This is a genomic window from Nitrospirales bacterium (assembly GCA_031315865.1).
Lineage (GTDB): Bacteria > Nitrospirota > Nitrospiria > Nitrospirales > UBA8639 > JAGQKC01.
This window is the reverse complement of sequence record JALDRJ010000002.1, coordinates 3,065,446-3,089,642: the sequence shown is the minus strand read 5'-3', so window position 1 is coordinate 3,089,642 and position 24,197 is coordinate 3,065,446. Positions and strand designations below refer to the sequence as shown.

At 51.3% G+C, this 24,197-nt stretch carries 25 protein-coding genes; 7 read left to right on the top strand and 18 right to left on the bottom strand.

The window, feature by feature from the left end; translation table 11 throughout:
* The first annotated feature begins 446 nt into the window (after positions 1-446).
* The gene (locus MRJ96_14075) at positions 447-1,274 is read left to right on the top strand and encodes a hypothetical protein (GenBank protein ID MDR4502572.1); all 828 of its coding nucleotides are present in this window, start codon (positions 447-449) and stop codon (positions 1,272-1,274) included.
* Between the two features lies 1 nt (position 1,275).
* Here the strand turns inward: MRJ96_14075 and MRJ96_14070 are convergent, their stop codons facing one another.
* The 9 genes from MRJ96_14070 to MRJ96_14030 all read right to left on the bottom strand — a co-directional run bounded on the left by MRJ96_14070 (position 1,276) and on the right by MRJ96_14030 (position 11,088).
* The gene (locus MRJ96_14070) at positions 1,276-2,175 is read right to left on the bottom strand and encodes a metal ABC transporter permease (GenBank protein ID MDR4502571.1); all 900 of its coding nucleotides are present in this window, start codon (positions 2,173-2,175) and stop codon (positions 1,276-1,278) included.
* Positions 2,168-2,890, bottom strand: coding sequence for an ATP-binding cassette domain-containing protein (locus MRJ96_14065; GenBank protein MDR4502570.1), 723 nt, complete (start codon positions 2,888-2,890; stop codon positions 2,168-2,170). The genes MRJ96_14070 and MRJ96_14065 overlap by 8 nt, the downstream gene beginning before the upstream one ends.
* A 3-nt stretch (positions 2,891-2,893) precedes the next feature.
* On the bottom strand, positions 2,894-3,892 hold the full coding sequence (locus MRJ96_14060; protein MDR4502569.1) for a metal ABC transporter substrate-binding protein: 999 nt from the start codon (positions 3,890-3,892) through the stop codon (positions 2,894-2,896).
* Positions 3,870-5,501: a hypothetical protein gene (locus MRJ96_14055; protein MDR4502568.1), complete on the bottom strand. Its 1,632-nt coding sequence runs from the start codon at positions 5,499-5,501 to the stop codon at positions 3,870-3,872. Before MRJ96_14055 ends, MRJ96_14060 begins: the two co-directional genes overlap by 23 nt.
* A 451-nt stretch (positions 5,502-5,952) precedes the next feature.
* Positions 5,953-6,330 (bottom strand): hypothetical protein, encoded by a 378-nt coding sequence (locus MRJ96_14050; GenBank protein MDR4502567.1) that lies wholly within the window; start codon positions 6,328-6,330, stop codon positions 5,953-5,955.
* Positions 6,331-6,644: 314 nt separating this feature from the next.
* Complete coding sequence (locus tag MRJ96_14045) at positions 6,645-7,550, bottom strand: type II secretion system F family protein (protein ID MDR4502566.1); 906 nt, start codon at positions 7,548-7,550, stop codon at positions 6,645-6,647.
* 5 nt (positions 7,551-7,555) lie between these two features.
* Entirely contained in the window at positions 7,556-8,416 is an 861-nt protein-coding gene (locus MRJ96_14040; GenBank protein MDR4502565.1) for a type II secretion system F family protein, read from the bottom strand.
* Positions 8,403-9,851: a CpaF family protein gene (locus MRJ96_14035; GenBank protein ID MDR4502564.1), complete on the bottom strand. Its 1,449-nt coding sequence runs from the start codon at positions 9,849-9,851 to the stop codon at positions 8,403-8,405. Before MRJ96_14035 ends, MRJ96_14040 begins: the two co-directional genes overlap by 14 nt.
* Positions 9,844-11,088: an AAA family ATPase gene (locus MRJ96_14030; GenBank protein MDR4502563.1), complete on the bottom strand. Its 1,245-nt coding sequence runs from the start codon at positions 11,086-11,088 to the stop codon at positions 9,844-9,846. Before MRJ96_14030 ends, MRJ96_14035 begins: the two co-directional genes overlap by 8 nt.
* Positions 11,089-11,440: 352 nt before the next feature.
* Between MRJ96_14030 and MRJ96_14025 the strand changes: the two genes are divergently transcribed.
* From MRJ96_14025 to MRJ96_14000, 6 genes are all read left to right on the top strand, one after another.
* Positions 11,441-12,007 carry a retroviral-like aspartic protease family protein gene (locus MRJ96_14025; protein MDR4502562.1) on the top strand — a complete coding sequence of 189 codons (567 nt, stop codon included), beginning with the start codon at positions 11,441-11,443 and terminating at the stop codon, positions 12,005-12,007.
* 131 nt (positions 12,008-12,138) lie between these two features.
* On the top strand, positions 12,139-12,582 hold the full coding sequence (locus tag MRJ96_14020; protein ID MDR4502561.1) for a gamma-glutamylcyclotransferase: 444 nt from the start codon (positions 12,139-12,141) through the stop codon (positions 12,580-12,582).
* A gap of 95 nt (positions 12,583-12,677) precedes the next feature.
* Positions 12,678-13,004 carry a (2Fe-2S) ferredoxin domain-containing protein gene (locus MRJ96_14015; protein ID MDR4502560.1) on the top strand — a complete coding sequence of 109 codons (327 nt, stop codon included), beginning with the start codon at positions 12,678-12,680 and terminating at the stop codon, positions 13,002-13,004.
* Between the two features lie 22 nt (positions 13,005-13,026).
* Positions 13,027-13,572 (top strand): MogA/MoaB family molybdenum cofactor biosynthesis protein, encoded by a 546-nt coding sequence (locus MRJ96_14010; protein MDR4502559.1) that lies wholly within the window; start codon positions 13,027-13,029, stop codon positions 13,570-13,572.
* Between the two features lie 196 nt (positions 13,573-13,768).
* On the top strand, positions 13,769-14,740 hold the full coding sequence (locus MRJ96_14005) for an alpha/beta hydrolase (GenBank protein MDR4502558.1): 972 nt from the start codon (positions 13,769-13,771) through the stop codon (positions 14,738-14,740).
* Positions 14,741-14,785: 45 nt separating this feature from the next.
* On the top strand, positions 14,786-15,469 hold the full coding sequence (locus tag MRJ96_14000) for a hypothetical protein (GenBank protein MDR4502557.1): 684 nt from the start codon (positions 14,786-14,788) through the stop codon (positions 15,467-15,469).
* A 150-nt stretch (positions 15,470-15,619) separates the two neighbouring features.
* Here the strand turns inward: MRJ96_14000 and MRJ96_13995 are convergent, their stop codons facing one another.
* The 9 genes from MRJ96_13995 to MRJ96_13955 form a co-directional block, all read right to left on the bottom strand.
* Positions 15,620-16,411, bottom strand: a complete 792-nt coding sequence (locus tag MRJ96_13995; GenBank protein ID MDR4502556.1) for an ABC transporter permease — start codon at positions 16,409-16,411, stop codon at positions 15,620-15,622.
* Positions 16,408-17,157, bottom strand: coding sequence for an ABC transporter ATP-binding protein (locus tag MRJ96_13990; GenBank protein MDR4502555.1), 750 nt, complete (start codon positions 17,155-17,157; stop codon positions 16,408-16,410). Before MRJ96_13990 ends, MRJ96_13995 begins: the two co-directional genes overlap by 4 nt.
* A gap of 9 nt (positions 17,158-17,166) precedes the next feature.
* A complete protein-coding gene (locus MRJ96_13985) occupies positions 17,167-17,871 on the bottom strand; it encodes a NapC/NirT family cytochrome c (GenBank protein ID MDR4502554.1) in 705 nt (234 codons plus the stop codon).
* On the bottom strand, positions 17,871-18,377 hold the full coding sequence (mobB, locus tag MRJ96_13980; protein ID MDR4502553.1) for a molybdopterin-guanine dinucleotide biosynthesis protein B: 507 nt from the start codon (positions 18,375-18,377) through the stop codon (positions 17,871-17,873). The genes MRJ96_13985 and mobB overlap by 1 nt, the downstream gene beginning before the upstream one ends.
* A 51-nt stretch (positions 18,378-18,428) precedes the next feature.
* Positions 18,429-19,661 (bottom strand): molybdopterin molybdotransferase MoeA, encoded by a 1,233-nt coding sequence (locus MRJ96_13975; GenBank protein ID MDR4502552.1) that lies wholly within the window; start codon positions 19,659-19,661, stop codon positions 18,429-18,431.
* Between the two features lie 52 nt (positions 19,662-19,713).
* On the bottom strand, positions 19,714-20,682 hold the full coding sequence (locus MRJ96_13970; GenBank protein ID MDR4502551.1) for an Mrp/NBP35 family ATP-binding protein: 969 nt from the start codon (positions 20,680-20,682) through the stop codon (positions 19,714-19,716).
* 36 nt (positions 20,683-20,718) lie between these two features.
* A complete protein-coding gene (locus MRJ96_13965) occupies positions 20,719-21,222 on the bottom strand; it encodes a MogA/MoaB family molybdenum cofactor biosynthesis protein (protein MDR4502550.1) in 504 nt (167 codons plus the stop codon).
* Positions 21,223-21,303: 81 nt separating this feature from the next.
* Positions 21,304-22,275: a twin-arginine translocase subunit TatC gene (gene tatC / locus MRJ96_13960; protein MDR4502549.1), complete on the bottom strand. Its 972-nt coding sequence runs from the start codon at positions 22,273-22,275 to the stop codon at positions 21,304-21,306.
* Positions 22,276-22,287: 12 nt separating this feature from the next.
* Positions 22,288-23,799, bottom strand: coding sequence for a Do family serine endopeptidase (locus tag MRJ96_13955; protein ID MDR4502548.1), 1,512 nt, complete (start codon positions 23,797-23,799; stop codon positions 22,288-22,290).
* Positions 23,800-24,197: the final 398 nt, after the last annotated feature.

Here is a 24,197-nt window from a genome sequence, read left to right as displayed (position 1 = left end):
CCATCTAGGTTTAAGTACTTGCGCACTTTTATCCTATTCCAATACCGTGCCATCTTCTGCAGGAAAACCGGCCTGATCAATGCGAACCATTCGACAAAGCATTCTCGCACTTCTTCAACAGACTCCCCATTCATCCTACGATGTCGCACGTAACCTTGGCATTTCTGAACGGGAGGTGGAAGATCACCTCACGCACATCATCAAAAGTCTAAAACATCAAGAGACCCAACAGTTTCACGTACATCCAGCAGCCTGTCGGCATTGCGGCTTTATTTTCCGAGACCGTCACCGCCTGACCTGCCCTACTCGCTGTCCTCTCTGTAAACATGAGCAGGTATTCCCTCCGCGCTTTGAAGTCAGGCATCGAAAAACGTGCTAACATGCTCATGCAAAAGAAAACGCAATTAGTCCCAAATGACTTTGGCATCAGAGGAGTCCTGTCACGTATGAATCGTCAATTGTTTGTCTCACAGGTCATCTGTTTGCTGGCCATTTCCCTGCCCCTTGCGAGTTGCCTCGCTCTCCCTCAAGTCGAGACGCCGATTCACGAGAGTTCGCGCGGCCGAATTATCCTGAAAACGTTCCCTGAAGGCTTCAATCATGCCTCCCACCCATCTCCCATCAGTTTGTTATCGATACAAGACATACTACACGGGCTGCGTATTCAGGAAGACAAAGCATTATTGGCGACGCTCGTCAGTGGTGAAGGGCAGGTACTCCCGGTCTTTTCGGAAGAAGACCTTGAGTTTTTCGGTCCGTTCATTCACGACGCCTTGAGTCAGGCGACATCAGAAGAGTACGTGGAGTTTGAACGTCGAAAACCTCAAGCGATCCCTCCGACCCTGACGCGCGGCACGCTCTACATGACCAACGCTTCGGCGCACATCGGTCTCGACAAGTTTCAAGCTGATATGAGACAGAAAGAGGTCTCGTCGAAAGCGAGTTTTTCTCCGACGCGCATCAAGCGTTGGATTTTACAGTTTTATCCTTCCGAGGTCGCACGAACCGATGCCAGCACGCAAGACGGGACGTTACCCCTTTATTCCGACATTGGGTCCCTCACGATCGATCTTGAAGCATTCCGAAGTACTCGTGAGGACTCCTCTTCAGGGATTGATACAGAGGAAGACCCGTTACGCGCGAACGATAAGTCCAAAGATATGCGAGCGATAGAAGAGGAAATTGAAGAGCTTCAGCAGCAATTGGAAGGACAGCATCGGGAATTGGATCGCTTAAAGGACCGCTTACGGCAGAAAGACCATGGGGGGAAATGAATCATGAAGAAATTGACGGTTCTGTCACACTATGTTTCCCTTTTTTCAATTTCTGTACGGTCCATTGGCTGAGACTCACGCCTCCCAACATCACACAGCCCAGTACGATATCCGTAGGACCGGTTGGCCAGTCAAGCGAATAGGAAGCCAGAAAACCACCGAAGGCCATCGCGATTCCCACGGCGGCGGCGATGAGGGGAGCCACCCAAATTCCCACATTCATCCGTAGCGCGATCATCGCCGGGAGTAACAGAAACCCAAACGTGACCAATGGTCCGACGATCAAAACCCCCAAAGAAACGGTGCACCCGACGATCCCATACAGCACCATATCCCAAACCCACACACGTTTGCCCAGTGAAATAGCCAGGTCGCGATCGACGGAAACCATCAACAATTCCTTGCGGAAAAGCCACAATATACACAAAATGACACTCAAACACACCGTTAACAGCAACAAATCAGAGTCTGAAATAGCGATGATTTGTCCTTGCAAGAGGCTCAACGCTCCGGCCTCCGGTATTCGATCGCTCGCAAGAAGCAACACGGTTGCGGCTCCGGACAGAACATAGAGCACGCCGATTCTTCCATCTACCCCGACATGGCCATGTCGTTCCAAATACGCGAGTATCAGTAACGTACCGGTAGTGAGGACTGTTGATCCCATCAATGCCAAAGCAAAGTCACTATGCTGTGTATCGAGATGAAACGTCGCATGCCAAAAAATGGCCATCGCAATCCCTGCAGCAGAAATTGCCGGCAACATCACCCCGAGGAAAACCATGCGGCGAACATACATCAGGCTTCCCACGAGTGGTAATATCATGCCGGCCATCACACTACCGTACAAGGCATTCCTCAGCACGTATGAAGGCGACAGAATGTCAAAAAGTTCACTCAACGAACGAATCCCCACTTAGTAAGGTACATGGACTGCCAGAGTAGAGACTCGCATCAAATGCCTGTTTTCGGAGATGTTGGTCTTCGATAATCAAGGCTTCGCACAGAATGCCTTCCAACGTTGGAAGAGCATGATCAGCCCATATTAAGGCCACGTTCAACTCGGTTTGAAGCTTCAGAAACACCTCCCTGATAGATTGAACAGACGCCTGATCAAGACTCGCCAGAGGCTCATCCAAAAGCAAGAGATCAGGGCGCGTGGCCAAAGCACGCGCGATCAATACCCGTTGCTGTTGTCCTCCTGAGAGGGAAGAATAGAGCTTATCTTGTCTATCCAACAGTTCTACGGCAATAAGACTCTGCCGAATCCGCTCACGTTCATCTGGCCCTAGACCTTGCCATGGCCGGAGGAGGCCATAGGTTCCCATCTCTACGACTTCCCTGGCTTTTAATCGAACTAGGGCATTGACCATCCCACGCTGGGGCACATACCCGACTCGCACAAGGCCTCCATCTGACCGTGTCCCAAGGTGGAGCGTCCCCCGTACAAGAGGTTGTATGCCAGCCAAGGATTTCAGGAAAGTCGTTTTACCGGAACCATTAGAACCAATGAGAGCCAGTGACGTGCCTGGGGAAATGTCAAACGAAACATCACGAAGGACCACGCGGTCATGATAGCCGATGGTCGCATGTTCCAAGGACAACAGTGTGTTCATGGCCTACTTCTCATGAAAAGATTCCTTCTCCCCCTGAACCGCCTTTAATATGGAATGAAGATTGAAATCAATCAGATCTTCATAGGTCTTCACTTCAGGACTTCCGCCGACCATGATGAGAAACTTGGCAACGCGAGCGCCAGTCTGTTCGGCCAGCCAATTCGGTAGTTGATCACTGAAGTACGGCTCCCGGAGAACGAGTTTGACCTGTTCCCGCTTCATTTTTTCGACTAACGCTGCTAAATGACGCTGCGTCGGCTCGATGCCGGGACGAATTTCAATTTGTCCTGTTTCTTTCAAGCCAAAGCGTTCAGCAAAATAAATCGTGTCCTGGTGGTACGACACGAACGGTATGCCCCGAAGGGGAGCCGCTAGCTTTTGCCATGCCCCCATCTTCGAATCGATCGAGGCTTCAAATTGCCGTAAATTGTCCTCAAAATAGGGCTTACCGGCTGGATAGACCCGCGTTAAGCCTTCGGAAATGGCCTGAGCCATCAGCTTGGCGTTTACCGGATCGAGATTAAAGTGAGGGTTCCCCAGAGGATGCAAATCTCCTTCTTGACGTGTCAGAACTTCAGGCACTTGTTTGGGAGAAATTTTTATCGAACTATCGATGTACCCGGGGTTTCCGGGAAGAATAACGGGATTTCTGGCGACATCGATTAATGCCGTCAGCCAGGCATGCTCATTCTGCAATCCCATCACCACGAGCACATCGGCTTGATTCAACTTCGGAAGAAAACTTGGTTTGATCGGTACGCCATGGGGATTTTCCAATCCCTTCGCCAGACTTTCGACCGTCACAAGATCGCCCCCGATGCGGGATGTCAGGTTGGCCAAATCAGGAATAGACGTGACGACACGGAGACGCCCACCCTGCTCGACGGGCGGGCGTTCCGCCATGCCTAAACTGACGACCAAGAGCAATCCGATTCCTGCCGCTTTCATGACTTGCCCCAGGTTCATGACGACCCGTACCCTAGTTTCGTTCAGTAAACCCATGTTGATGACTCCCGATTACGACTTGCCATTGAAAAAGCACTTGATTATTGGGCGCAAAGGTATTTCCGTAATCCGAATGATTGTATTGGAGCACAAATCGCTGAAACTCGCTTGGGTAAAACGTGATGTAAGGAGAAAAAGTCATGGAGTCTGTCCGTTTTCCTGAAGAATTGACTGTCGTACCCGCTCGACCGTTAAGCGGATTGGTGACGAGAGCCGGCTCACTCGGCAATTGATGATAGTCGAACCGGAATCCAGGTCTCCACCGTTTACTGAAGCGATACTCCACATAGGCATAGCCGCCCCATGCGCCACGCGAGACCGTGTTCCCAAAGATATCGCGACGACCCTGTCCGAAATCGTACAGAATTTCTCCATGAAGGGAAAAGCTTTGTCTCAATCCACGCCCCAGGGGATACCAGCGATAATGAAAATCCACGTTGAACGTGTGTCGATCGATAGGATCCTCGTTACTCACGGCAAGCAGAGCTTCGTCCGTAGCTCCCGGTACTCTCGACTGCGGTGTATAAAGACCGGAAAACCCAATCTCGATATTGTGATCGTCGTCAAGGTCTACATACGTCCGGATCGACCCAAAAATCACACTCCCGTTAATGACCTGACGTTGCAAACCCGCGAGCGGCCCCTCCCCCGGAAGCCCAAAGCTATACCCATACCCCGTGTTCACTTGCAGATAGAATGAAACAGGGACAAGCCAGGTCAGTTCGATCCCATCGGTTCGGTTCCCGTTCCCATAAATCTGGGCAAGGGATGGCGGCACGTCGATCTGGGGAAGGTCATGAGCATGCCGACGCCCCAGAAAGCCCCAATCGGTAAAAAACCGCCCTGCCCGGACAGAGAGATTGAACGGCAGGGACGTCGTTTGAATCGCGGCTTCTTCGATCTCAAATGCCGCCTTTCCGAATTCTTCCGTACCTCGCGCGTTAATACCTTCGGCATGGCCGGAGGCGATCAGGTACGCGCGCGCAAAAGGATCCACCTCGGCCGACGCGAAAAGCTCGATCGTCCTGAGTGCGACGGCCGCATTCTTTGGAAAGCGGGTTCCCACCTCTTCAAGCGCATTCTCCCCATCGCCTCCAAGAAAGCGTTGACGCCGTTGTGTATACCCAAAAACCGTTTCAAACACGAGCCCGATAGCCGGATTGAATCGATTCAACAGCTTTTGCCGTCGAAGTATCGCGGCTTCCCGTGTGTCCAATGGTTGATCGAGTTCAATAGGTACTTCCATCGGCATTCCACCCGTCCGCGGCGTCAAGTCCTTGGGATCCGTCGTGATCTCAACACCAGGCAGACGCTCTTCAAGCGCGGACGGCCGCTCGGATCTGGGGGGGCCTGCTCTCTCATCATTGGCTTGATATGCCTCGGACAGGGAGCTTGGATCAGACATCGGCATCCCGCCGGTTCGAGGATTCAGGTCTTTGGGTGCACTTTGGACGTTTGCCCCGGGCATACGCTGCTGAATAGCATTTTCCCGCGTTGTGTCGGTTTCGGCCAACACCGACACCGCAAACAACATAAAAAGACAGAAGACGAAACTACACGAAGATAGATGAAACCTGCGGCCAATGGCCTTTCTCGCGCCACCCATAGAGTTTTCCTTTCTCTTTACTCCATTCAAATCACAGGATTCGCTCATGCCGCGCACATCAGCGCCATTTCACGAGGATGCGTCGAGACACGATGACGAATAAGAACGAATTATGAAAAGAAAGAAAAAAGGACTGGGGGGGGTCGGGGAGATTGGCTGAACGAACCAAGATACGAACACAGAGATACATCACGATCACGCTCAACCTGGCTCAATTCAAGGGGTAAGGCGACCGAGTCGAGCACAGTGGAGGCCGACAGACCGTTGGCATGATGGAGAACCCACTGGCAGAGATCAAATTCAGAATGCTCATGACTATCATGATCGACCGCCGCGAAGACATGATGAATTTGCAGCGCCCCAGAAAAGGGCATTAGACTGATACAGAAGACAGCGGTAATCAGTGCAATCCCGGAAAGAACACGGGGCGGGAAAAGGCATCGAAAGGTGGTCATGGGGTCAAAACTGTAGCAAAGCCCTTTGACGGCGTCAAGTTATTGCAAACAGCTTGCAATAATAAGCTCCTAAGGCCACCTCTCTCAATCGGATCACTTTCGACATACCGGCCTGTACTTGGATCATAATCCCGGAAGTAATTCTGGTGGAAGCCGGTCTCTGCATCAAAGAGCTGCCCCGGGAACCGCTGGTTGTTTGACGCTGTCCCCGTAAGGCTGTGCATCTCCCCAAAGGGCGCGTAGACCGCATCCCACACGAGAGCCTTCGTGCCATCCGTCATTTTCTGGAGTGTGCCTAGATGATCGGGGCGCGCGTAGTAGAGGCCACTTCCCGCACCCGTCCCCGCACTCACAAACCGGATGGCATCGGCCACCACGACTCCACTCCTACGAATCCGCCACTGGATTACATTCCCACGTGCCTACGACAGCCTCGTTACTCGCGGATCCACTTTGCGTTCGTACATACAGACCCTTCCTTATGTCGACTGACAAATAACATGCTTGATGTCATCCTATCCTACAACCTTGTTCGTTATTCACAGAACCTAGGAGCAGGCCTTGTTTTAGTGGTCTGATTCGTAGTATTGGCAACTTGCACCCGATGGTTGCTTCCCGGCACCAGACTAAATTGGACCAGGTGTTTCAGATGCCGGTGAACGAAAACCATGTGAGAGGCTGGTTCCAACTAAAAGGCCCCCGTCACTCCGCCAACAATATGAATGAGTTGATAGACGGTGGGGCCGAGCGTGGCGATGAAAATTCCCGGAAGAAAGCACAGCACGAGGGGAAAGACGAGTTTCACCGACAATCCCTGGGCATGCAACATTGCCTGTTCTTGCCGTCGATGCCGCAAGTCTTCGGCCTGCCGGCGAAGCGTTTCCGCGACGTTGGCGCCGAGTTGCTCACTTTGAATCAGGGCCGCGATAAATAGAGAGACTGAGGGTATCGAGAGACGTTGAGAGAGACGCCGGAAGCACTTCAAACGGGAGATGCCTAAAGACGCTTCCCGTTGAAAAATCCGAAATTCCATGCTGAGTGCGCGCGCCGATGGCTGTGAGCTCAAAATTTTTCCAAGCGCCAAATCAAAACTCATCCCGGCTTCCGCCAATGTGGACAGAAGGTCAAGGAACAAAGGCAGGTCCTGTTCGACCTGTCTGATACGTTTCGTCCGCGCCCCTCTCACGACAAAAATCGGCATGCCGGCAATTAGAAAGAATACGAGGAGAGGAATACCATATCCTGCAAGCCCTACCATGTGGACAAACGTACTGGGCACGCGTAGGAGTGTTTCGATGGGACCATTGAAAATAGCCAAGTAGTTCAAGACTGCCAGAAGGATCAGTGCGGACCAAGATGAGGCGACCATCGAGCCGAGAAAAAACAGTGATGCCGAAGCATGTCGGAATCCGGCCAAAGCCAGCCATCTTCGCATGAGACTTCGTCGTTCTCGTGGGCCTTCTTCTTCCTTGGCGATCCCGACCAGTTCTCCAATCCGCTTCATGCATTGTTGACGCCGATAGAGAGCACGAATACCGATCAGACAGATAATGGAACATAAAAACAAAATGCACAGGAGCGTAACGTGCGCCATGAGACTTAAAAAGAAATCCTACTTAATCGAGCAATCCAAAGAATTCCTAATGCTTGAACAATGATGGCTCCGGCGCCAAGATAGGAGCCCACCGGCGTAGACAAGAACGCTTCCATTCCTACGGGGTTGAGATACCACATCAGCAACGACAAGCCATACGTGATAAATAAGATGGAGAGCACTGAGAGATGGGATTCAACGCTCTGCGTCCGGATTCGGCGGTCAAGCTCGAGACGACTTCGAATTACGGCGCTGACATTCATGAGCGTCGTCGTTAAACGCCCCCCGCTCCACCATTGCACCGACAGGATCGATGAAAAAAGTTGAAACGTCTCGAGAGGTATTTGTTTGGCAAGCTGTTGAATCACAGAGGGCGGATCATCACCTAAACGGATGCGGCTCACCATATCGACGAGGAACGGCTTGAGTGGCTTCCGTGTTTCATGCATCGCCATCTCCAAGGTTTTCGGCAATGTTAACCCGGTGTGAAGCAACCCGATAATGAGATCGATCACATCCGCCAGTTGTTGTTCAATTTCATCGAGTTGACGTCGAACGAAATGCGCTTCCAATAAGTAACTCACCACACCTGTCAAGACACTCGCCGCACAAGCGAATGGAAGAGCGATATCGAGAAATTCAACCAGAACCACAAACAGACCAACACTCAAAATGATGGAGAGAAACCGGTGCCGTTTAGGAAACAGGTGAATCCGACGTTGAAAATGGCGTTCATGAATCGAGGTGAAGAGGCCCTCCAAACGGCGGGCATACCGCTGTCTCGTCCGGATATCCCACCAGGCATAACCGGCGACGGCAGACAGACCTGAAAACACGAACAAAAGACCGAATTCATACCACGACATTATGATTTCTCGCTTCAAATAAACTAAATGGAACATCCAAACCATACTCTTGAAAATCCAGAAGCATCCGTGGGACGACTCCGCACGACCCAAAATATCCCGTCCCCGAACCGTGGACTCCTGGACGATGGTATTGAAACAAGTCCTGCATGATGATTTTCACGCCGTCCCGGCCCACGACCTCTGAGATCCGTTCGACCCGCCTCAGTCCATCTTCATAACGCCTGACGTGAATCACTAGATGAATGGCTGAGACAATTTGCTCTCGAATGGCGAAGGACGGCAAATCCGATCCGGCCATCATGACCATCGTTTCCAAGCGGGAGAGCGCATCAGGCGGAGAGTTCGCATGAATGGTGCTCATGCTGCCTTCATGCCCGGTATTCATAGCCTGAAGCATATCGACGGCTTCGTCTCCGCGAACTTCGCCAACCACGATCCGATCCGGTCTCATGCGAAGCGTGTTGATCAGCAAGTCTCGCGTATTGATGATTCCACGGCCTTCGATATTGGCTGGTCGCGTCTCCAGCCGCACCACATGCTCCTGATCGAGCGAAAGCTCAACAGTATCTTCGATCGTGACGATCCGTTCATGCGCAGGGATTGATTCCGCGAGCGCACCGAGTACGGTCGACTTCCCCGCTCCCGTTCCTCCCGAGATCAAGATATTCCGCTTAGCCCGAACAGCAAATCCCAAAAATATGGCCATTTCCGAGGACATCACATCCAGCGTGATGAGATCATGCTTGCGTAATCGTTGTCGGCCAAAACGTCGTATGGAGAGCGTCGGTCCATCCGTCGAAACGGGAGGCAACGTCGCGTTGACACGGGTTCCATCCGTCAGCCGAAGGTCTGCCATGGGCCAGGAAGTATCAATGCGCCTTCCCATTTGTGCGGCAATACGTTCGATGACTCGTGCAATATGCTCCTTATTGAGGAACTTCACCTCCGTTCGTTCGATTCGACCAAACCGTTCGACGTAGACATGCTCTGGGCCATTTACCAGGATATCCGTGACAGCCGGATCGGTTAATAACGGGGCTAAGGGGCCAAGTCCGATCGTCTCCTCCGTCAGTTCATCCGCAAGAGTTCGTCGTTCATCTTCATTCAGAGGAATGTGCTCCTTCGTAAGAATACGTGTGGTGAAATCCTGTATGGCGCGAGAAACCTCATGACTACTGCTTCCGTATAAGTATTGTTCGCCGATTTCCAGCAGCATCCGTTCTTGCAGCATGCCCTTAATCGTCGTGTAATCAGCCTTGGGACGATCGAAGGATCTGCGATCTTTCTCCGGCCCTTCGCTTAAAATAGTCGATGAAAACTGCCGTTCTGTGGCTCGCAAGCGTGAGGCCAATCTTGTCGTCAACGAACGATTGAGGCGTTCACGATACGTAGACCGAGTGAGCGTCGTATGTCCATTGCGCTGACTATCCACGCCACCACCTTTCGACGAGTTCTGAGAATTGTCGCCAGGACGATTCTTTGTAGGGCTTCAGTGATAAGGACTGATCCGACGGGTCGAGACATTCAATTTCATTCACCAACCGGTGCAAGCTCTGATAAAACCCGAATCGTTTGGAATGATTCAGACAATATGGTATTCCGGCATTGGCCGATGCACGCAATTGCTTCTGGTAAGGGAACACATGATGGAAGCGACGGGCTAAACGTTCTTCAATGTCTCTCGAGCTCAGATTCCCGGTAAAGGATCGATAATTTTGATTCAAGAGCAGACGATGTCTCGTCTGAGGGACCCCAAGTCCCTCTAAAATAGGAAGAAACTTCGAGGTGGCCACGACATTTGGGGCAGTTCCTAACATGACGACATAGACCACATCCGACAAATCCAGGATCGAAATGACGGTGCTATCCAAAATCGGAAACGAATCCACGATGACATAGTCAAATGTCCGGCGGGCAAAATTCAGGATACGATACATGGACTCTTCATCGACTTCGGCCCCCTCCACGGCATCGAACGGTGCGGTTAAGACATTGAGCCCGGAAGCATGCGTCGTGGTCAATTGCCGCAATAGCGTTTCATCCAATCGATCCTTTTCCCTGACGGCATCCACCAACGAAGTGGGCGAAAGCAAGTCAAGCATCACCGAGCAGACGCCCAATTGGAGCGAAGCGTCAATCAATAACACGCGTCCAGGATGTCTCGTCGCTAACAGCGTCGCGGCATTCACGGCTAACGTCGACTTCCCGACCCCGCCCGTATTGCTCACAAAAGCGACCAATTTGCCCGAAGTCACGGGCTTTGAATACCGTGGCGCATATACGCGATCGAGCAATTGCCGAAGTTCGGTGCTCGAAAGTGGGTGCCGCAAATAATCTTTGATGTTGGCGCGAATCCCGTCGATGACAATGGCACTTTCTGAACGTTCAGCACTCAATTGATCCGGTCGATACATCGCAGCCACTGTCGTATCAGGAAGTAAGTGCCGCATATCTTGCGTAAAGCGTTTCAATTCATCGAAGTCCTGCTCCATGTCGACACAGATCAAATTGGGCTGACGACTTAATGCCATTTCTTCTGCCCGTCGATAATTCGCGGCATACGAGGTGACGCAGTGACAGCCCGTCACCCCCTGCAAGGCTGATTCAAACTCTCTCTCAATCGCGGCATCTCCACCAACGACTAAAATTTGTAGATTCTGTTCCATCATCGGCTCCTTATTAGACAGAGTGCCCCGCCAAGACTACCCAGTCATAGACCACACGGTTCAAACTTTATGCCAAATGAGCCGTCATGCTGATGGCTTGGAAACATGCAGAACAGGCGAAAATGGGCTCACAACCCTCGACACCGGGTAAGAATTTCCCCTCACCTAGGCAAACTGAAACGAACGATGCGAGATATTTCTAAGCCTTCTGGCGTCTCAAATAGTCCGTTATCGACTTGATGGGAGAAATTCTTGTCAAGCTCAATATCTCATCAGCCGAAGTACAAAACACCAGCCGGCGAGGCCTTGCGTCTCCTTATTGAGGATTCTTTTGTGACGGAGTTGTGCCTTTGCGATGAATACCCCATTAGTCAGATGGGCCTTCCTCTTCACTGTGCTCGTACTCGGGCAACATTTCGTGTTCAAACATCTGGCCTGGGACTTCTTACAAGATGTCGATAAGAGTCAGGTCCATGCGGCGCTCTCAACAATCGTGCAGGGAAATGACGCAACCTTGCCTAGCATCGATGATGAGGAAAGTATTCCCCTCGAGTGGAATGGCGTGTGGTTGGCAAGCGTTGAACTGAATCATCTGCATGAGACCAATCTGATCATCGACAGTGGGGCCACGATCACAACCATCTCGACTCAACTCGCCGATAGGCTCGGACTGTTCCCAGACCCGTACCTGCCAAAACTTTCGGTCAAAACTGCCAACGGTCAAGTGGAAGCCTGGGTAGCGAAGATCGACTCAATACGAGTCGGAGAAATTGAGCGAACGAACCTCCCCGTCGCAGTCTTGGATTTCGGCGATCATTCTGGACAAAACATGAATGGGCTACTCGGGCTGAATTTCTTGGACGGATTCCAGTGGCACCTTGACCAAACACAACGACGCCTTATCCTGCGACCAAAATCGTAACATCAGTGACCTTTCCTGCATCATCTCAGTTCTAACCTCCTGTTTCTCCACTTCTTGACAGTTCTGGAAGGTGGTATGGTAAAACAAATTTGTCGTTCACCTTCCTCCTTTGTCTATCTCATGGAAATACTATGAAGTTCTTCGTGTATGCAGACAATCTCAATCCAACTCAGTTGAAACGCCGGGCTCCTGAACACAAGTTCCTGTATAAGGCTTACCTCCAAGACCATACGATTCAATTCTGTCGATGGTCTTCGCAATGGCGATGTGGGCTCGCAACCATTGCGCCATCACAAGGGGAACGGGTTTGGGGCGTGGTCTTAGAAATCACGGATGAAGACCTCAAAGAGTTGGACAAGTTTGAAGGCGATCTGCCTGACGGGGCATTTCGACACCTCGAAGTCCACGTCATCACAGAGGATGATCAAAAAGAACTCGTGCTGACCCATTCAGCTCATGCCATCGGAAAATTTAAGGCCAAAGATCATTATCTAGACTGGATCCTTACCGGGGTTCGCCATTGGAAGCTTCCAGATGAGTGTACGGAGATGTGGGAACTTTTCCGTCCTCACTAACTCACCACATCATCTTCCACTCCGATTCTGCCGTACCAGATAGACGTAGAAGAAACCATTATCAAAACACCGTGCTCGAATAGGAGGACTTGCTCATGCCAAAACCCAAATATCATATTTTAGTCTGCACGAATTCACGGCCGCCGGGTCATCCGAAGCCCTCTTGTGGCGCACAAGGCTCACAAAACCTTCTCATGGCTTTGAACATGGGATTGATCGAACGGGGTGTCCAACCGGGAGAAGTGCTCGTGACCGGGTCGACCTGCCTTGGTCCCTGTGAGCAAGGGCCAACGGTCGTCGTCTACCCAGATGGAACCTGGTATTCTCAAGTCAAGGAAGAAGATGTCCCTAAAATCCTTGATGGACATATTAAGGGCGGACAACCGGTTGCTGACTTGAAGCCCGATCAAGTCTGGGGCTGAGTACCGGCCAAGGCGAAATAGCATGTCAGGACATCATCACCCTCACACAAGCTCAACGACCGCCCCTTCCCACGTGCAACATAAAGAGTCTGGCCCCAAAGCCATCGGCTGTATGGTCGTGACATGCAGTGATACCCGAACCCCGGAGACCGATACGAGCGGCCAACTGATCCAGCATCTGCTGAAGCAGCGACATCACGAAGTGCATGTCTATGAAATCATCAAAGATGAACCGGTAGAAGTCCAACGGCTTCTCAAAGAGGCGGGTGAAAATGAGGCGATCGAAACCATAATTATTAACGGAGGAACTGGGATCTCGCGACGGGATGCCACCTTCGAAGCCGTGGCGGGACTGTTAGAAAAACGCCTTGATGGATTTGGTGAAATTTTCCGGCATTTAAGCTACAAAGAAATCGGATCTCCAGCCATGCTGAGTCGTGCCGTGGCCGGTCTCTATCGAGGCCGAGTCATTTTTTCAATTCCAGGGTCCAGGGGCGCCGTGCAATTGGCCATGGAAGAACTCATCTTGCCGGAGATGGGCCACATCGTGGGTGAAATGCGAAAATAGCGGCTTTCGTTTCTTACTTTCCTCCCTCCACCTCTCTCTATCTTACGCGTACTCATCCAGAACTGTACGGTTAAGACCGCTGTTGACTCAAAGTGAACATACAGGAAGCCTCCAGTGAACAAGAGGGATTATCGAAAATAATCATCCCGTCGAAGCCGTGCCACTTCGCCCGCAACCTGACAAGGAGAAAAATATCATGAGCAGAATATCCAAAGAACGTATGGATAAGGCCTTGGAACAACTCAAAACCATTTCCGCTGAGGATTATGAAAAGGTCAAAGGGATGGCCAACATCGTTCGCCCCTTGCGCAGCGTGCTCCACAAAACACCGGACGATTATGGGATGACTGGCTGGAAGGATCTCGTCATTCCCTCAGACGACGGCACTCCGCTGGAGGCCTGGTATATCCCGGCTAAGGGTGGCGCGAGCAACAAGCTGGTCATCTTTAACCACGCGCTACCGATGTGTCGTTCAGGCTTTCCTGGGCATTTGGGTGAACCGTGGAGCCTGTATGACGCGGTGGAGATCGACTTCGTGATCCAATACAAGCATCTGACCGATGCTGGCTACAACGTGCTCACCTATGACATTCGCAATCACGGCAACAGCAGTGCTGCCAATAACGGTCTGAGCGGCATCGGGCAATGGGAGTGGCGTGACTGTGTCGGGGTCAAGAAATTTGTAGACCACCACCCGACGCTCTCCAAAATGAAGGTTGCCCTCTACAGCCAGTGTATGGGTGGAAATTCACAATATCACGCGATCCACCGCCATCCTGACCTGTTTGAAAACGTGCAATGCATGGTGAGCCCTATGGTCGTTTCCATGGCGGCGATCTACGATGCGTTCTCGGAGTTGCAGGGCGTGAGGCAGTATCAGGAATTGATCGATCTGGAACTGCTCAAGATGGGTGCGTTTGTTGCTGCTGAAATGACTCCGCATTTGTGGGCCGCCAGCGTAAAGATGCCAGTGTTGATGGTGCAAGTTCTGAAAGATAGCTGGACTCGTAATCCCGAAGACGCACAGGAAACCTTCGATCTACTCGGCAGCAAGGAGAAGGAATTACTGTGGATCGAGGACACCACACGGCGGTTCAAGGATGGGTATAATTATTTCGGGCGCTATCCCGAAAAAATCATGCCCTTTATCGACAAGTATATGAATTAGAATTCGACCCGGACACTCGTTCTTCAAATCGAAGCTGGAGAGCACGTGACCGCCCCTTCGTTGCTCAAATGCCTGTTATCCTTGCTTACCCTACTCCTGGTAGTGGCGGCGCTCGTCCCCGTGACCATCACATGGATCGAACGTCGTCAAGCCAGCGATCTTCAGAAGCTTGTGCCATACGGATCGCCTGGTGACGGGCAAAAGAGTCGGATTGCTGTCGTCTATTTCTCTCGCTCTGGGAACACGGCCCTTGCAGCACGACATGTTGCGAGACGTTTGGACGCACAACTGTTCGAGATTCAGGCTTCGGCCTATCGTCTTGGGCTACAGGGTTGGGCACGCGCAATGCAGGATGCGCGGAAGCATGAGGCCGATATCTCACCGCGCACTATCGATCTAGGCGAGTTCGAGACGGTCTACCTAGGGGCTCCCATCTGGCTGTACAGCCCAGCACCACCGATATGGGATTTTACCGAGCACAACCGCTTCGATGGCAAGCACGTCGTCCTGTTCAATACGTTTAATAGTCAGTTCAAGCCCGAGTACATTGAAGCCTTCAAGGCACAGGTGATGGAGCGCGGTGCTCAGTCATTCGAGCATCGGTTCGTCCGACGCGGTCGCATGACTCAACAAATTAGCCCGGATGAAATGATCGGCGCTATCGATTCAGAATGGTTCATCGAGGATACGAAGTCTCTGGTTGATCCGAGCCTAATTCAACCTCAATAATTTTTTCTTCGGTGAGAGGGCTGTTGCGCCGACGGAACTCGTTTCCCCCTTGACTTCGATGCAATTAAAGAAGCATACATTTTTACACCAATACGCACAGTACCCTTTATCCGCTCCTGACCGATTCACAACGCGGATGATCACGATCAATCACTCCCCAACCCGCACGAGCATCCCACGCTCCTTGCAGATATTGAACGTACGGTAAAACCAAAAGACCATCCCCGTAAGATACACAGCATTGAGGCCCGCCGCCCATATCAGATGAAGACTTGGAAATTGGTGGCTGAGGAGAACCTGACGCATGCCTTCAAAGACATGGGCAGGCGGAACGAACCAGGCAACGTACTGGAGAGCTTCCGGTAAGACCTCGAGCGGATAGAACACGCACGATATGGGTTGAAAGAGAAAGACCATCCCCCATGCCAGCACTTCCGCTTGCTGACCAAATCGCATGATAATGGAGGTCGTCAACACGCCGATGATCCATCCAGAGAGCAGCAGATTGAAGATAAAGGGAATCAAGGCCACTCCAATGGCGAAAATATCATACGAGTACACGAGCAGGGCGAACAGCATCATCAACGATCCAACAGCCGTCACCTTTAAGATGCTCATCACCATCGTCGCGGCCAAATATTCGCCGACCGTGAGAGGACTGGCGAACAGGTTCATCAGATTTCGTGCCCACATTTCTTCCAGGAAAGAGAGGGCAATCCCCTGTTGAGCCCGAAAGAGTACATCCCATAGAATCAATGCTCCTAGAAAAAACGTGACCGCACCATGCAGTTCATTGCCTTGCCTGGCCAGATAGATCGTGATGAACCCCCAAACCACCAAATCCAAAAATGGCCAGTAGAAGATTTCAAGGAGACGTGCAACGCTGCGCTGGTATAAGTACAAGTGACGGGATAAGAGCCCTCCGATTCGCCTGACGTTCACGGTGTGTCTCGTCCCTCTCTTGCCAACTTTAAAAAGACTTCTTCAAGGTCGTTTTGACCGAACCGCTGCACAATTTCTGCGGCAGTGCCTTCGGCAACGATTCTTCCGTGTTGCAGGAAAATGATGCGATCCGACATCTCTTCCATCTCACGCATATTGTGCGATGTGTAGAGAATACTGAGATTTTCCGAACGGCGATATTCTTGTAAAAACGCTTTGATTTTGTGGGTAATGTCAGGATCAAGGCTGGCGGTGGGCTCGTCCAACAACAAAACTTTCGGCTCAGTCAAAATGGCTTTCGCCAACGTCAATCGAGACATTTGCCCCGATGATAATTTTCGAGTGAGTTTATGTTGAATGTCTTGCATGTCCAAATGCTTAATCATGGCATCAATCTTCTGCTGGATATCGCGGAGCCCATACAACCGGGCAATGACTTTGAGGTTTTCTTCAACCGTTAACGAGAAGGGCATCGAAATATAGGTGGAGGAAAAGTTGACGTCGCGGAGGATGGTTTCTCGATGCGTGGCCAGATCCAATCCAAAAATCCGGATCGATCCGGATGTCGGCGTGATAAGCCCGAGCAACATGTGAATGGTTGTGGTCTTTCCCGCCCCGTTGGGGCCGAGCACACCCAGAATTTCACCAGGTTGGATATCAAACGAAATATCGTCGACCGCACAAAAGTCGCCGAACCGCTTCGTCAGATTGCGGACTTGCACTAGCGGTTGGGACATCATTCCCATGGGATAAGACTAAAACAAGAAATCCCCAATTTTATCGGGGAGATGGCAGGTTTCACATTTTTTACTGACGACTCGTCCTTCATGAGTCGTCCGATTGTCGTGACAGCGGACACAGTCAGCCATCGAAGCCTCCCAAAGTTTTGAGTCCTTTGGGTATTGCGGCTCATAGCGTTGATCATCGAGACCGGCATGCCCGCGCGGGATGACGATATCATAGCCTTTTATCGGGGTTCCGTGAACCACTCTCGCATGACAGGTCGTGCAACCCTCACCCTGGTTTCTAGCCTCAAACGCTTCCATATGCATTCGATGACTCATGATGAGCCCAACATCCTTAACGCGTCTGGGCAGGTCTCGGCTTGAAACTTCAGAAATCCGCAGGACCGCGCGATGACAGCTCAGACAGACATCCGAAGCAACATGAGACTGCAAATTATGATATTCCGTCGGAGTGCCGAAAAAGGTTATGGCGACATCCTCTAAGCCAGCCAGAACTTTATCCTCAAGAAACCCTTGGATTCCCGGCCGAACATGACAAGCCACACACGTGACTTCCTTATGCGTCGACGCCTTCCATGTATCATAGGCTGGTTTGATGGTATGACAACTGGCACAAAACGCCGGATCGTTCGTGAGGGGAATGGCTACGGCACCCCCGAGGAGAACCACACCCACCAGGGCTGCGATCAGACCGAGGGCTTTGCCTGAAGCCATCACGTGTACGAGGAAAGAGGGAAATTCTTAATTACGATCTCTGCAAGTCCTTTAATATCATCTCGATCCAAACACGGCACCGGAACCTGAGCAATCGGTTTCATCGAAACAATCGCCAGTAATCCGTCTGGTGAAACAGGAACTTCATCAAGGGATTCACGAACCACGACAATTTTGGGGTAGCCTTCGCTCTTCCACCCTTCCGCAATGATCAGGTCAATTTCAGCATTCACGAAACGGTCCCGAACTTCTTCGACTTTCATCTCTTCTGGCACATCGGCAAACATAGCCATACTTCCCTTGGACAGGACAATCACCGTACTCGCGCCGGCACGTTTATGACGCCAGCTATCCTTTCCCTCGGTATCAAGCTCGAAGCCATGACCGGCATGTTTAATGGTCGAGACTCGATAGCCGGCGTGAGTGAGTTCGGGAATCAATCGTTCAATTAACGTGGTTTTTCCACTGTTGGATCGTCCAACAAAGCACAGAATGGGAGGAGCCATGTGTCACGACACTTTCATGAAAAAATCAAAATAAGTAATGGCATGAATGAACTAAAAGTTTCGACTCAACAACTGTACCGAGACCGTATCGCCGGGCTTGAGATGCTCGACATCTTCTGGAACATCGATTAACCCATTGGCTTTGACCATCGACGTGAGGATACCCGACCCTTGCCCACCAGTCGTTCGGACCGTCAACACGCCATCTTCCTGCCGAAGGACGCCACGCAAAAAATGGCGTCGATCGGTGTGCTTCGAAAAGGTCTCTTGAAACACCGCCTGAACCACAGGGCGATACAATTGACGGTGCCCGCCCATTTTCAATACAGCCAACCGGACAAGTTGATCGAACGTGACCATGGATGACACAGGATTCCCGGGCAGGCCAAATGCCAGGCTCTGTTGAATTTTCCCGAACGCAACGGGCTGGCCTGGGCGTATCGCCAATTTCCAAAAATTCATTTCCGCGCCAAGTTCCGCGAACACAGGCTTCGTAAAATCGTAGTCGCCCATCGAGACGCCGCCGGACAAGACGATGATGTCACAGGTCAAACCTTGATAAATTTTTTCCTTTAATGAATCGGGATGATCCTTGGCGATGCCCAAAAGAATCGGAATCCCTCCGGCTTCCTGGACGCCTGCTGCAATCCCATAGCTATTAGAATTGATGATCTTATTTTCATCGAATCGTTCGTCGAGGTCGGCCAGTTCATCTCCGGTCGATACAATGGCCACTCGGGGCCGGTGATACACGGACACGAACGACTTGGCGAGAATGGCTAACATGCCAATCTCTCCCGGCCGCAGCAGCGTGCCTTTCGCGATAATGCACTCTCCCTCTTTCACGTCCTCGCCCTGTGGACGGATATGAACGCCTTTGCCGCTTTCAGGCTTCATAATCCGCACGTGATCCTGGCCAAGTGGCTCGGTGAATTCCACGCGAACGACGGTATCGGCACCGGCTGGCATGGGCGCGCCGGTCATAATCCGGATCGCTTCGCCAGGTCCGACTGTTTTTTCGGCCATTTTCCCGGCCGGGACGTCTTCGATAATCCTGAGTTCGGGAATCGTGGAAATCGCATAATCCTGTCGAATATCGTCCCAGCGAACGGCAAACCCGTCCATCGCGGAGTTGTTCCAAGGAGGATTGTCACGCGGCGCGATAATGTCTTCGCCCAGGACGCGCCCGGTCGACTCGAGCAATCCTATCTTCTCGCATCCAAGGGGAACGGCGGCATCGAGGACCGTTTGCTGAGCCTTTTCCAACGGTGTCAAGCCATTCATCGGAATAGTACTGTACCTTTCTTCGATGTTTTGAATATCGATGTGAGACGGTTTATTTCTTTTTCATAAACGGCGCGGGGCGCGCGGACGGCTGAACCAAAGACCCTTTGCGTTTACAAAAATCATCCACTTGATTCGCGATATGATGGATCGCGTCAGCCGTCGGCAAATCGGAATGGAACAACGCGTAGGGCTCGCCACGATCACTTTGCCTCACCAACTCAGGGTCCAAAGGAACCCGTCCCAAGAAGGGAACCCCCATATCATGGGCAGAGGCTTCTCCCCCACCCTTCCGAAAGACTTCGATATGCTGATGACAATGCGGACAATCCATCCCGCTCATATTTTCCACGATACCCACGATTGGGATTTCACTGTCTCTCGCGAACGTCACCGATTTTCTGGCATCGAGCAGCGCGACCTCCTGGGGAGTCGAGACGATCACGCAACCACTGACATCGCCGATGAGATCAATGGTCGTCACGGATTCATTCCCGGTGCCTGGAGGCAAATCGATGAGCAAAAAATTCAAATCCTGCCATTCGACCCCGCCCAACAATTGATTGATGAATTCGTATTTATAGGCATCGCGCCAGATAATGGGATCGTCAGAATTCTGCAACAAAAAGGACATGGAGGCGATTTTCAGGTTGTACACTTGATGGGGAATGATGCCGCCGCCCGTGCTGATCTTGAGTTTTTGTCCCTCTGCCCCGACCATTTTGGGAATGTTGGGACCATGAATATCCATATCACAGATGCCAACCTCATAGCCTTTTAATGCCAGACTGATAGCCAAATTAGTCGTCATGGTACTCTTCCCAACGCCACCCTTGTTACTCATCACCAAGATCTTGTAATCGATCCGTTCCATACGTTTGGCGACGAGCCACCGACTGTGCCCTTCTTTATCTTTTTGACACGTTTCTGTTTCATCGCAAATCGCACATGCCCACATGTAGGTACAGACATCCCCGCTATTGGGCGTCGACGGTTGAATCATCTTTAACTCAGTTGCCATGAAATGCCTCCGCTCTCTGAACCGAATGATTAGCTCTCATTTAGACAGTTTGCCTTTTCTAGACAGTTTGCCTTTTCCGGATATTTTGCCGATCGTGTGATTGAGAATCGGCATAAGGACTGACAAGTTTTCACGAGCCCCTCGTGAACTTCCAGGAAGGTTCACGATCAGGGTAGATCCCCGGATTCCGGCAATGCCTCGTGACAACATCGCCGTCCTCACTTTTTTTAGACTTTCAGCGCGCATAGCTTCTCCGATTCCCGGAACTTCTTTGTCGATGACATCCTTCGTGGCTTCAGGCGCCCAATCTGTCGGACGCACGCCTGTCCCTCCAACTGTCAACACTATCTGCGCGCCTTTTTCGTCACACAATTCAATCAAGTTCGACTTAATGTCGTCTCGATTGTCCGCGACGACGTGGTATGAGCTAAGTCGCATGTGCTCTTCCTGAAACATGGGCTCTAAGACTTCACGAATCTCATCACGCTGCCCATTATCAAGAACTTTGCTGCTGATAACCAGAATAGCCGCACTGATCAAGAGCCCACGCTCACTTTGTCATGTGATGAGAGGCTATCAATATCCTTGGACGTGCCATTTCAGGCTTTGCCCCCGTATACCTTACCGGGGTCCTGAATCGGGAACACTGACATAATCATCATCTCCACTCGTACTAGCCCCAACTGGCTGTAACCTTCTCTCTATTTTGGAAGAAGCAGCAGTTGACGACGGCATGCTCGGAGGCGGCTCATCTTCATCATCAGATGGGTCAGTTTGGGGTTTCCTTTTTCCGAACACACCTGCGCTAATGATACCCACTTCATAGAAAAAATACATTGGTAAAGCCATGATACATTGATTAAACGGATCCGGCGTCGGAGTCAAAATCGCAGCGAAGAGAAATGACCCTAAAAACGCCCATTTCCGGTAGGCTTTTAACGTCGGCGCATCCACCCATCCAAGTTTCGCCATCAACGTCAGCACCAGCGGTACTTCGAAAATCATGCCGAACACGACCATAAACCACAGCGTAAACCCCACATAGTTGGCGATCGAAATCTGGGCGATAAACCCAGCCGCCAACCCGTATGAAATCAAAAAGTGTAACGCGAACGGCAGGACGATAAAAAACGCAAAGGCTAGCCCCAGATAGAACGCCAGCCAGCTGACCACCACAAAGGGACCGGTAAACCGGCGTTCCTGGACATGTAAGCCAGGCACGACAAACTGCCAGGTTTCCCAAAGAATCTGCGGGGTGGCAAGCACCAATGCAAATAACGCCGCCACCTTGATGTTCTGAAAAAGCGCTTCGGCGGGCGCTAAAAACACGAAAGGGATTTTCGGAAGATCTGAGGGAACCCACTCGAGTGACCCGGGGATGAAGTAGTTTTGAAGCGGCACGCGGATCCAGTTCACCAACGCATCCGCATAGAAAAACGTAACGATAAAAATTCCGGCCATTACGATGACGGTGCGCGTCAAACGCCACTGGAGCTCATGGAGATGCTCCATGATCGGCATTTTTTTATCTTCGAGTGGCTTGAAGACTTTCTCTTCAAGCCACTCGAACGTCTTTGATCGTTTCTTTGACATCCTGTCAGTACATCATTTCGGATTGACCGCGACGAAGAGATTATTCCCACGTCGGTTCAATAACAAGACGACGAGCTCTTCTTTCGCGATCTTTGAGACAATTCGTTGATAATCTTCGAGACTGGTGATCGGTTCGCGGCTCACCTCCTGAATAAGGTCACCCGCCTGAACACCGGCAACTTCCGCCTCACTGCCCGCTTCAACTTTATTGACCAAAACGCCTTTCACTTCTTCTGGAATTTTTAAATCATTACGCTTTGCCGTCGTGAGGGCTTCCACGCTGATGCCCGACAGCACATTATCCGGTGGCGCCACGGAAGGTGATGATCCCGGAGCTCCACCTTTTGCCAGCACTTGATCCGAAGGTCGTTCTCCCAACTCAATGTGCAAGGTCTTTTCCTTGCCATCACGCAGGACGATGATGTCTTTGGTTTTCCCAACCTTTGTACGCGCTACCACATTTCGAAGATGATTGACGTCACGAATGGCCTCTCCCCCATACATGAGAATCACATCGCCACGTTTCAGTCCGGCTTTCGCCGAGGGGCCGTTTTCATGAACTTCGCTGATAAGGACTCCCCCATTATGGTCTTCCGGAAGCTGAAAGGATTGTGCTAGGGATGGATTCATCTCTTGAATGGCTACTCCCATCCACCCGCGAACCACTTTTCCCGTTTGGATAAGGCTCTCCGCGATATCTTGGGCGATACTCACGGCAATGGCGAACCCCACACCTTCGGAACCACCCGTTCGTGAGAAAATCGCCGTATTAATGCCGATCAATTCTCCTTTCATGTTGACTAATGCGCCTCCAGAATTTCCCGGATTGATCGCCGCATCAGTCTGAATGAAATCTTCATACTCCGTAATCCCAACACTCCCTCTACCTAGAGCACTAATGATCCCTAAGGAAACAGAGGACTTCAGGCCAAACGGACTTCCCAGGGCCAACACGACATCGCCGACTCGTAGATTTTCATAATTTCCCCAAGGCATCGCCGTGAGGTTGGCGTCTTCGCCTTTAATCTTTATCACCGCGAGGTCGGTCTTCGGATCAGTCCCGACAGTCGTGGCGGGAAACTCGCGTCCATCTTGCAAGGTCACGGTAATCTTTGAGGCATCCTCGACGACATGATTGTTGGTAATAATAAACCCCGAAGGATCGATGATCACACCTGACCCTGCACTCATCCCGGGAGGACCTGGAGGTCCGCCAGGGGGGCCCGGCTGTGGTCTTCCACCAGGAGGTCCGCCAAATGGTCCTGGCGGCAGGGGATTACCTGAACCCGCTGAGGCAGAGCTTGTCACCGCCACATTTACCACGGTCGGGCCAACTTTTTGTACAATCTCGGCAAACCCCTCAGCAAACGCAGGAGGGACGACGGCATAGGCAGAAGAAGGCGTAAGGAAACACAGAACTAAGCACAAGGTGATCAGGCCCTGCTTGCCGGCCAAAGCGGGGTTCTCGCTGAATAAAAATCCCGTGAATGCATGTAGAGGGCGGCACCTCGCGAGTCTCTTCATAAGTGATCTCCCTATCAATAAGAAGTGAGTTAGACTGATTGTCTTGCCAGGAAATGTTCCCTGAATCTTTACGTAAGGCCCAAAGCTCCGTAAATGCCCGAATAAAGTAATCGCTACACGAAACCCTTGATTCTACACTAATTCTTTCATGACGTTCAAAGTGAGGAGAGAGAAAACTTCGCAGGCGATAGGCGGCAGAAAAATGCTAGATATATATACGTAAAAACAGTCTTCCTCTTGACAGACCCGATCCTCTTCCAAAGGATCTGCCCGGACAACGACCTATTGATTGATGACGCTAAGCGATGAGAACAAAGGAGAAAGAAAAAACCCTGGCTGAAAGGGAGAAAACTTACATGGATTTGGCCCGTCCTTCATAGACGGTTTTCATTAAGCGG

What these genes read in the sequence shown, in the direction of transcription:
- MRJ96_14075 (MDR4502572.1), top strand. Translation starts at nt 447, where the DNA reads ATGAATCGTCAATTGTTTGTCTCACAGGTCATCTGTTTGCTGGCCATT.
- MRJ96_14065 (MDR4502570.1), bottom strand. Translation starts at nt 2,890, where the DNA reads ATGAACACACTGTTGTCCTTGGAACATGCGACCATCGGCTATCATGAC.
- MRJ96_14060 (MDR4502569.1), bottom strand. Translation starts at nt 3,892, where the DNA reads ATGGGTTTACTGAACGAAACTAGGGTACGGGTCGTCATGAACCTGGGG.
- MRJ96_14055 (MDR4502568.1), bottom strand. Translation starts at nt 5,501, where the DNA reads ATGGGTGGCGCGAGAAAGGCCATTGGCCGCAGGTTTCATCTATCTTCG.
- MRJ96_14045 (MDR4502566.1), bottom strand. Translation starts at nt 7,550, where the DNA reads ATGGCGCACGTTACGCTCCTGTGCATTTTGTTTTTATGTTCCATTATC.
- MRJ96_14040 (MDR4502565.1), bottom strand. Translation starts at nt 8,416, where the DNA reads ATGTCGTGGTATGAATTCGGTCTTTTGTTCGTGTTTTCAGGTCTGTCT.
- MRJ96_14030 (MDR4502563.1), bottom strand. Translation starts at nt 11,088, where the DNA reads ATGATGGAACAGAATCTACAAATTTTAGTCGTTGGTGGAGATGCCGCG.
- MRJ96_14025 (MDR4502562.1), top strand. Translation starts at nt 11,441, where the DNA reads ATGAATACCCCATTAGTCAGATGGGCCTTCCTCTTCACTGTGCTCGTA.
- MRJ96_14020 (MDR4502561.1), top strand. Translation starts at nt 12,139, where the DNA reads ATGAAGTTCTTCGTGTATGCAGACAATCTCAATCCAACTCAGTTGAAA.
- MRJ96_14015 (MDR4502560.1), top strand. Translation starts at nt 12,678, where the DNA reads ATGCCAAAACCCAAATATCATATTTTAGTCTGCACGAATTCACGGCCG.
- MRJ96_14010 (MDR4502559.1), top strand. Translation starts at nt 13,027, where the DNA reads ATGTCAGGACATCATCACCCTCACACAAGCTCAACGACCGCCCCTTCC.
- MRJ96_14005 (MDR4502558.1), top strand. Translation starts at nt 13,769, where the DNA reads ATGAGCAGAATATCCAAAGAACGTATGGATAAGGCCTTGGAACAACTC.
- MRJ96_13990 (MDR4502555.1), bottom strand. Translation starts at nt 17,157, where the DNA reads ATGGGAATGATGTCCCAACCGCTAGTGCAAGTCCGCAATCTGACGAAG.
- MRJ96_13985 (MDR4502554.1), bottom strand. Translation starts at nt 17,871, where the DNA reads ATGGCTTCAGGCAAAGCCCTCGGTCTGATCGCAGCCCTGGTGGGTGTG.
- mobB (MDR4502553.1), bottom strand. Translation starts at nt 18,377, where the DNA reads ATGGCTCCTCCCATTCTGTGCTTTGTTGGACGATCCAACAGTGGAAAA.
- MRJ96_13975 (MDR4502552.1), bottom strand. Translation starts at nt 19,661, where the DNA reads ATGAATGGCTTGACACCGTTGGAAAAGGCTCAGCAAACGGTCCTCGAT.
- MRJ96_13970 (MDR4502551.1), bottom strand. Translation starts at nt 20,682, where the DNA reads ATGGCAACTGAGTTAAAGATGATTCAACCGTCGACGCCCAATAGCGGG.
- tatC (MDR4502549.1), bottom strand. Translation starts at nt 22,275, where the DNA reads ATGTCAAAGAAACGATCAAAGACGTTCGAGTGGCTTGAAGAGAAAGTC.
- MRJ96_13955 (MDR4502548.1), bottom strand. Translation starts at nt 23,799, where the DNA reads ATGAAGAGACTCGCGAGGTGCCGCCCTCTACATGCATTCACGGGATTT.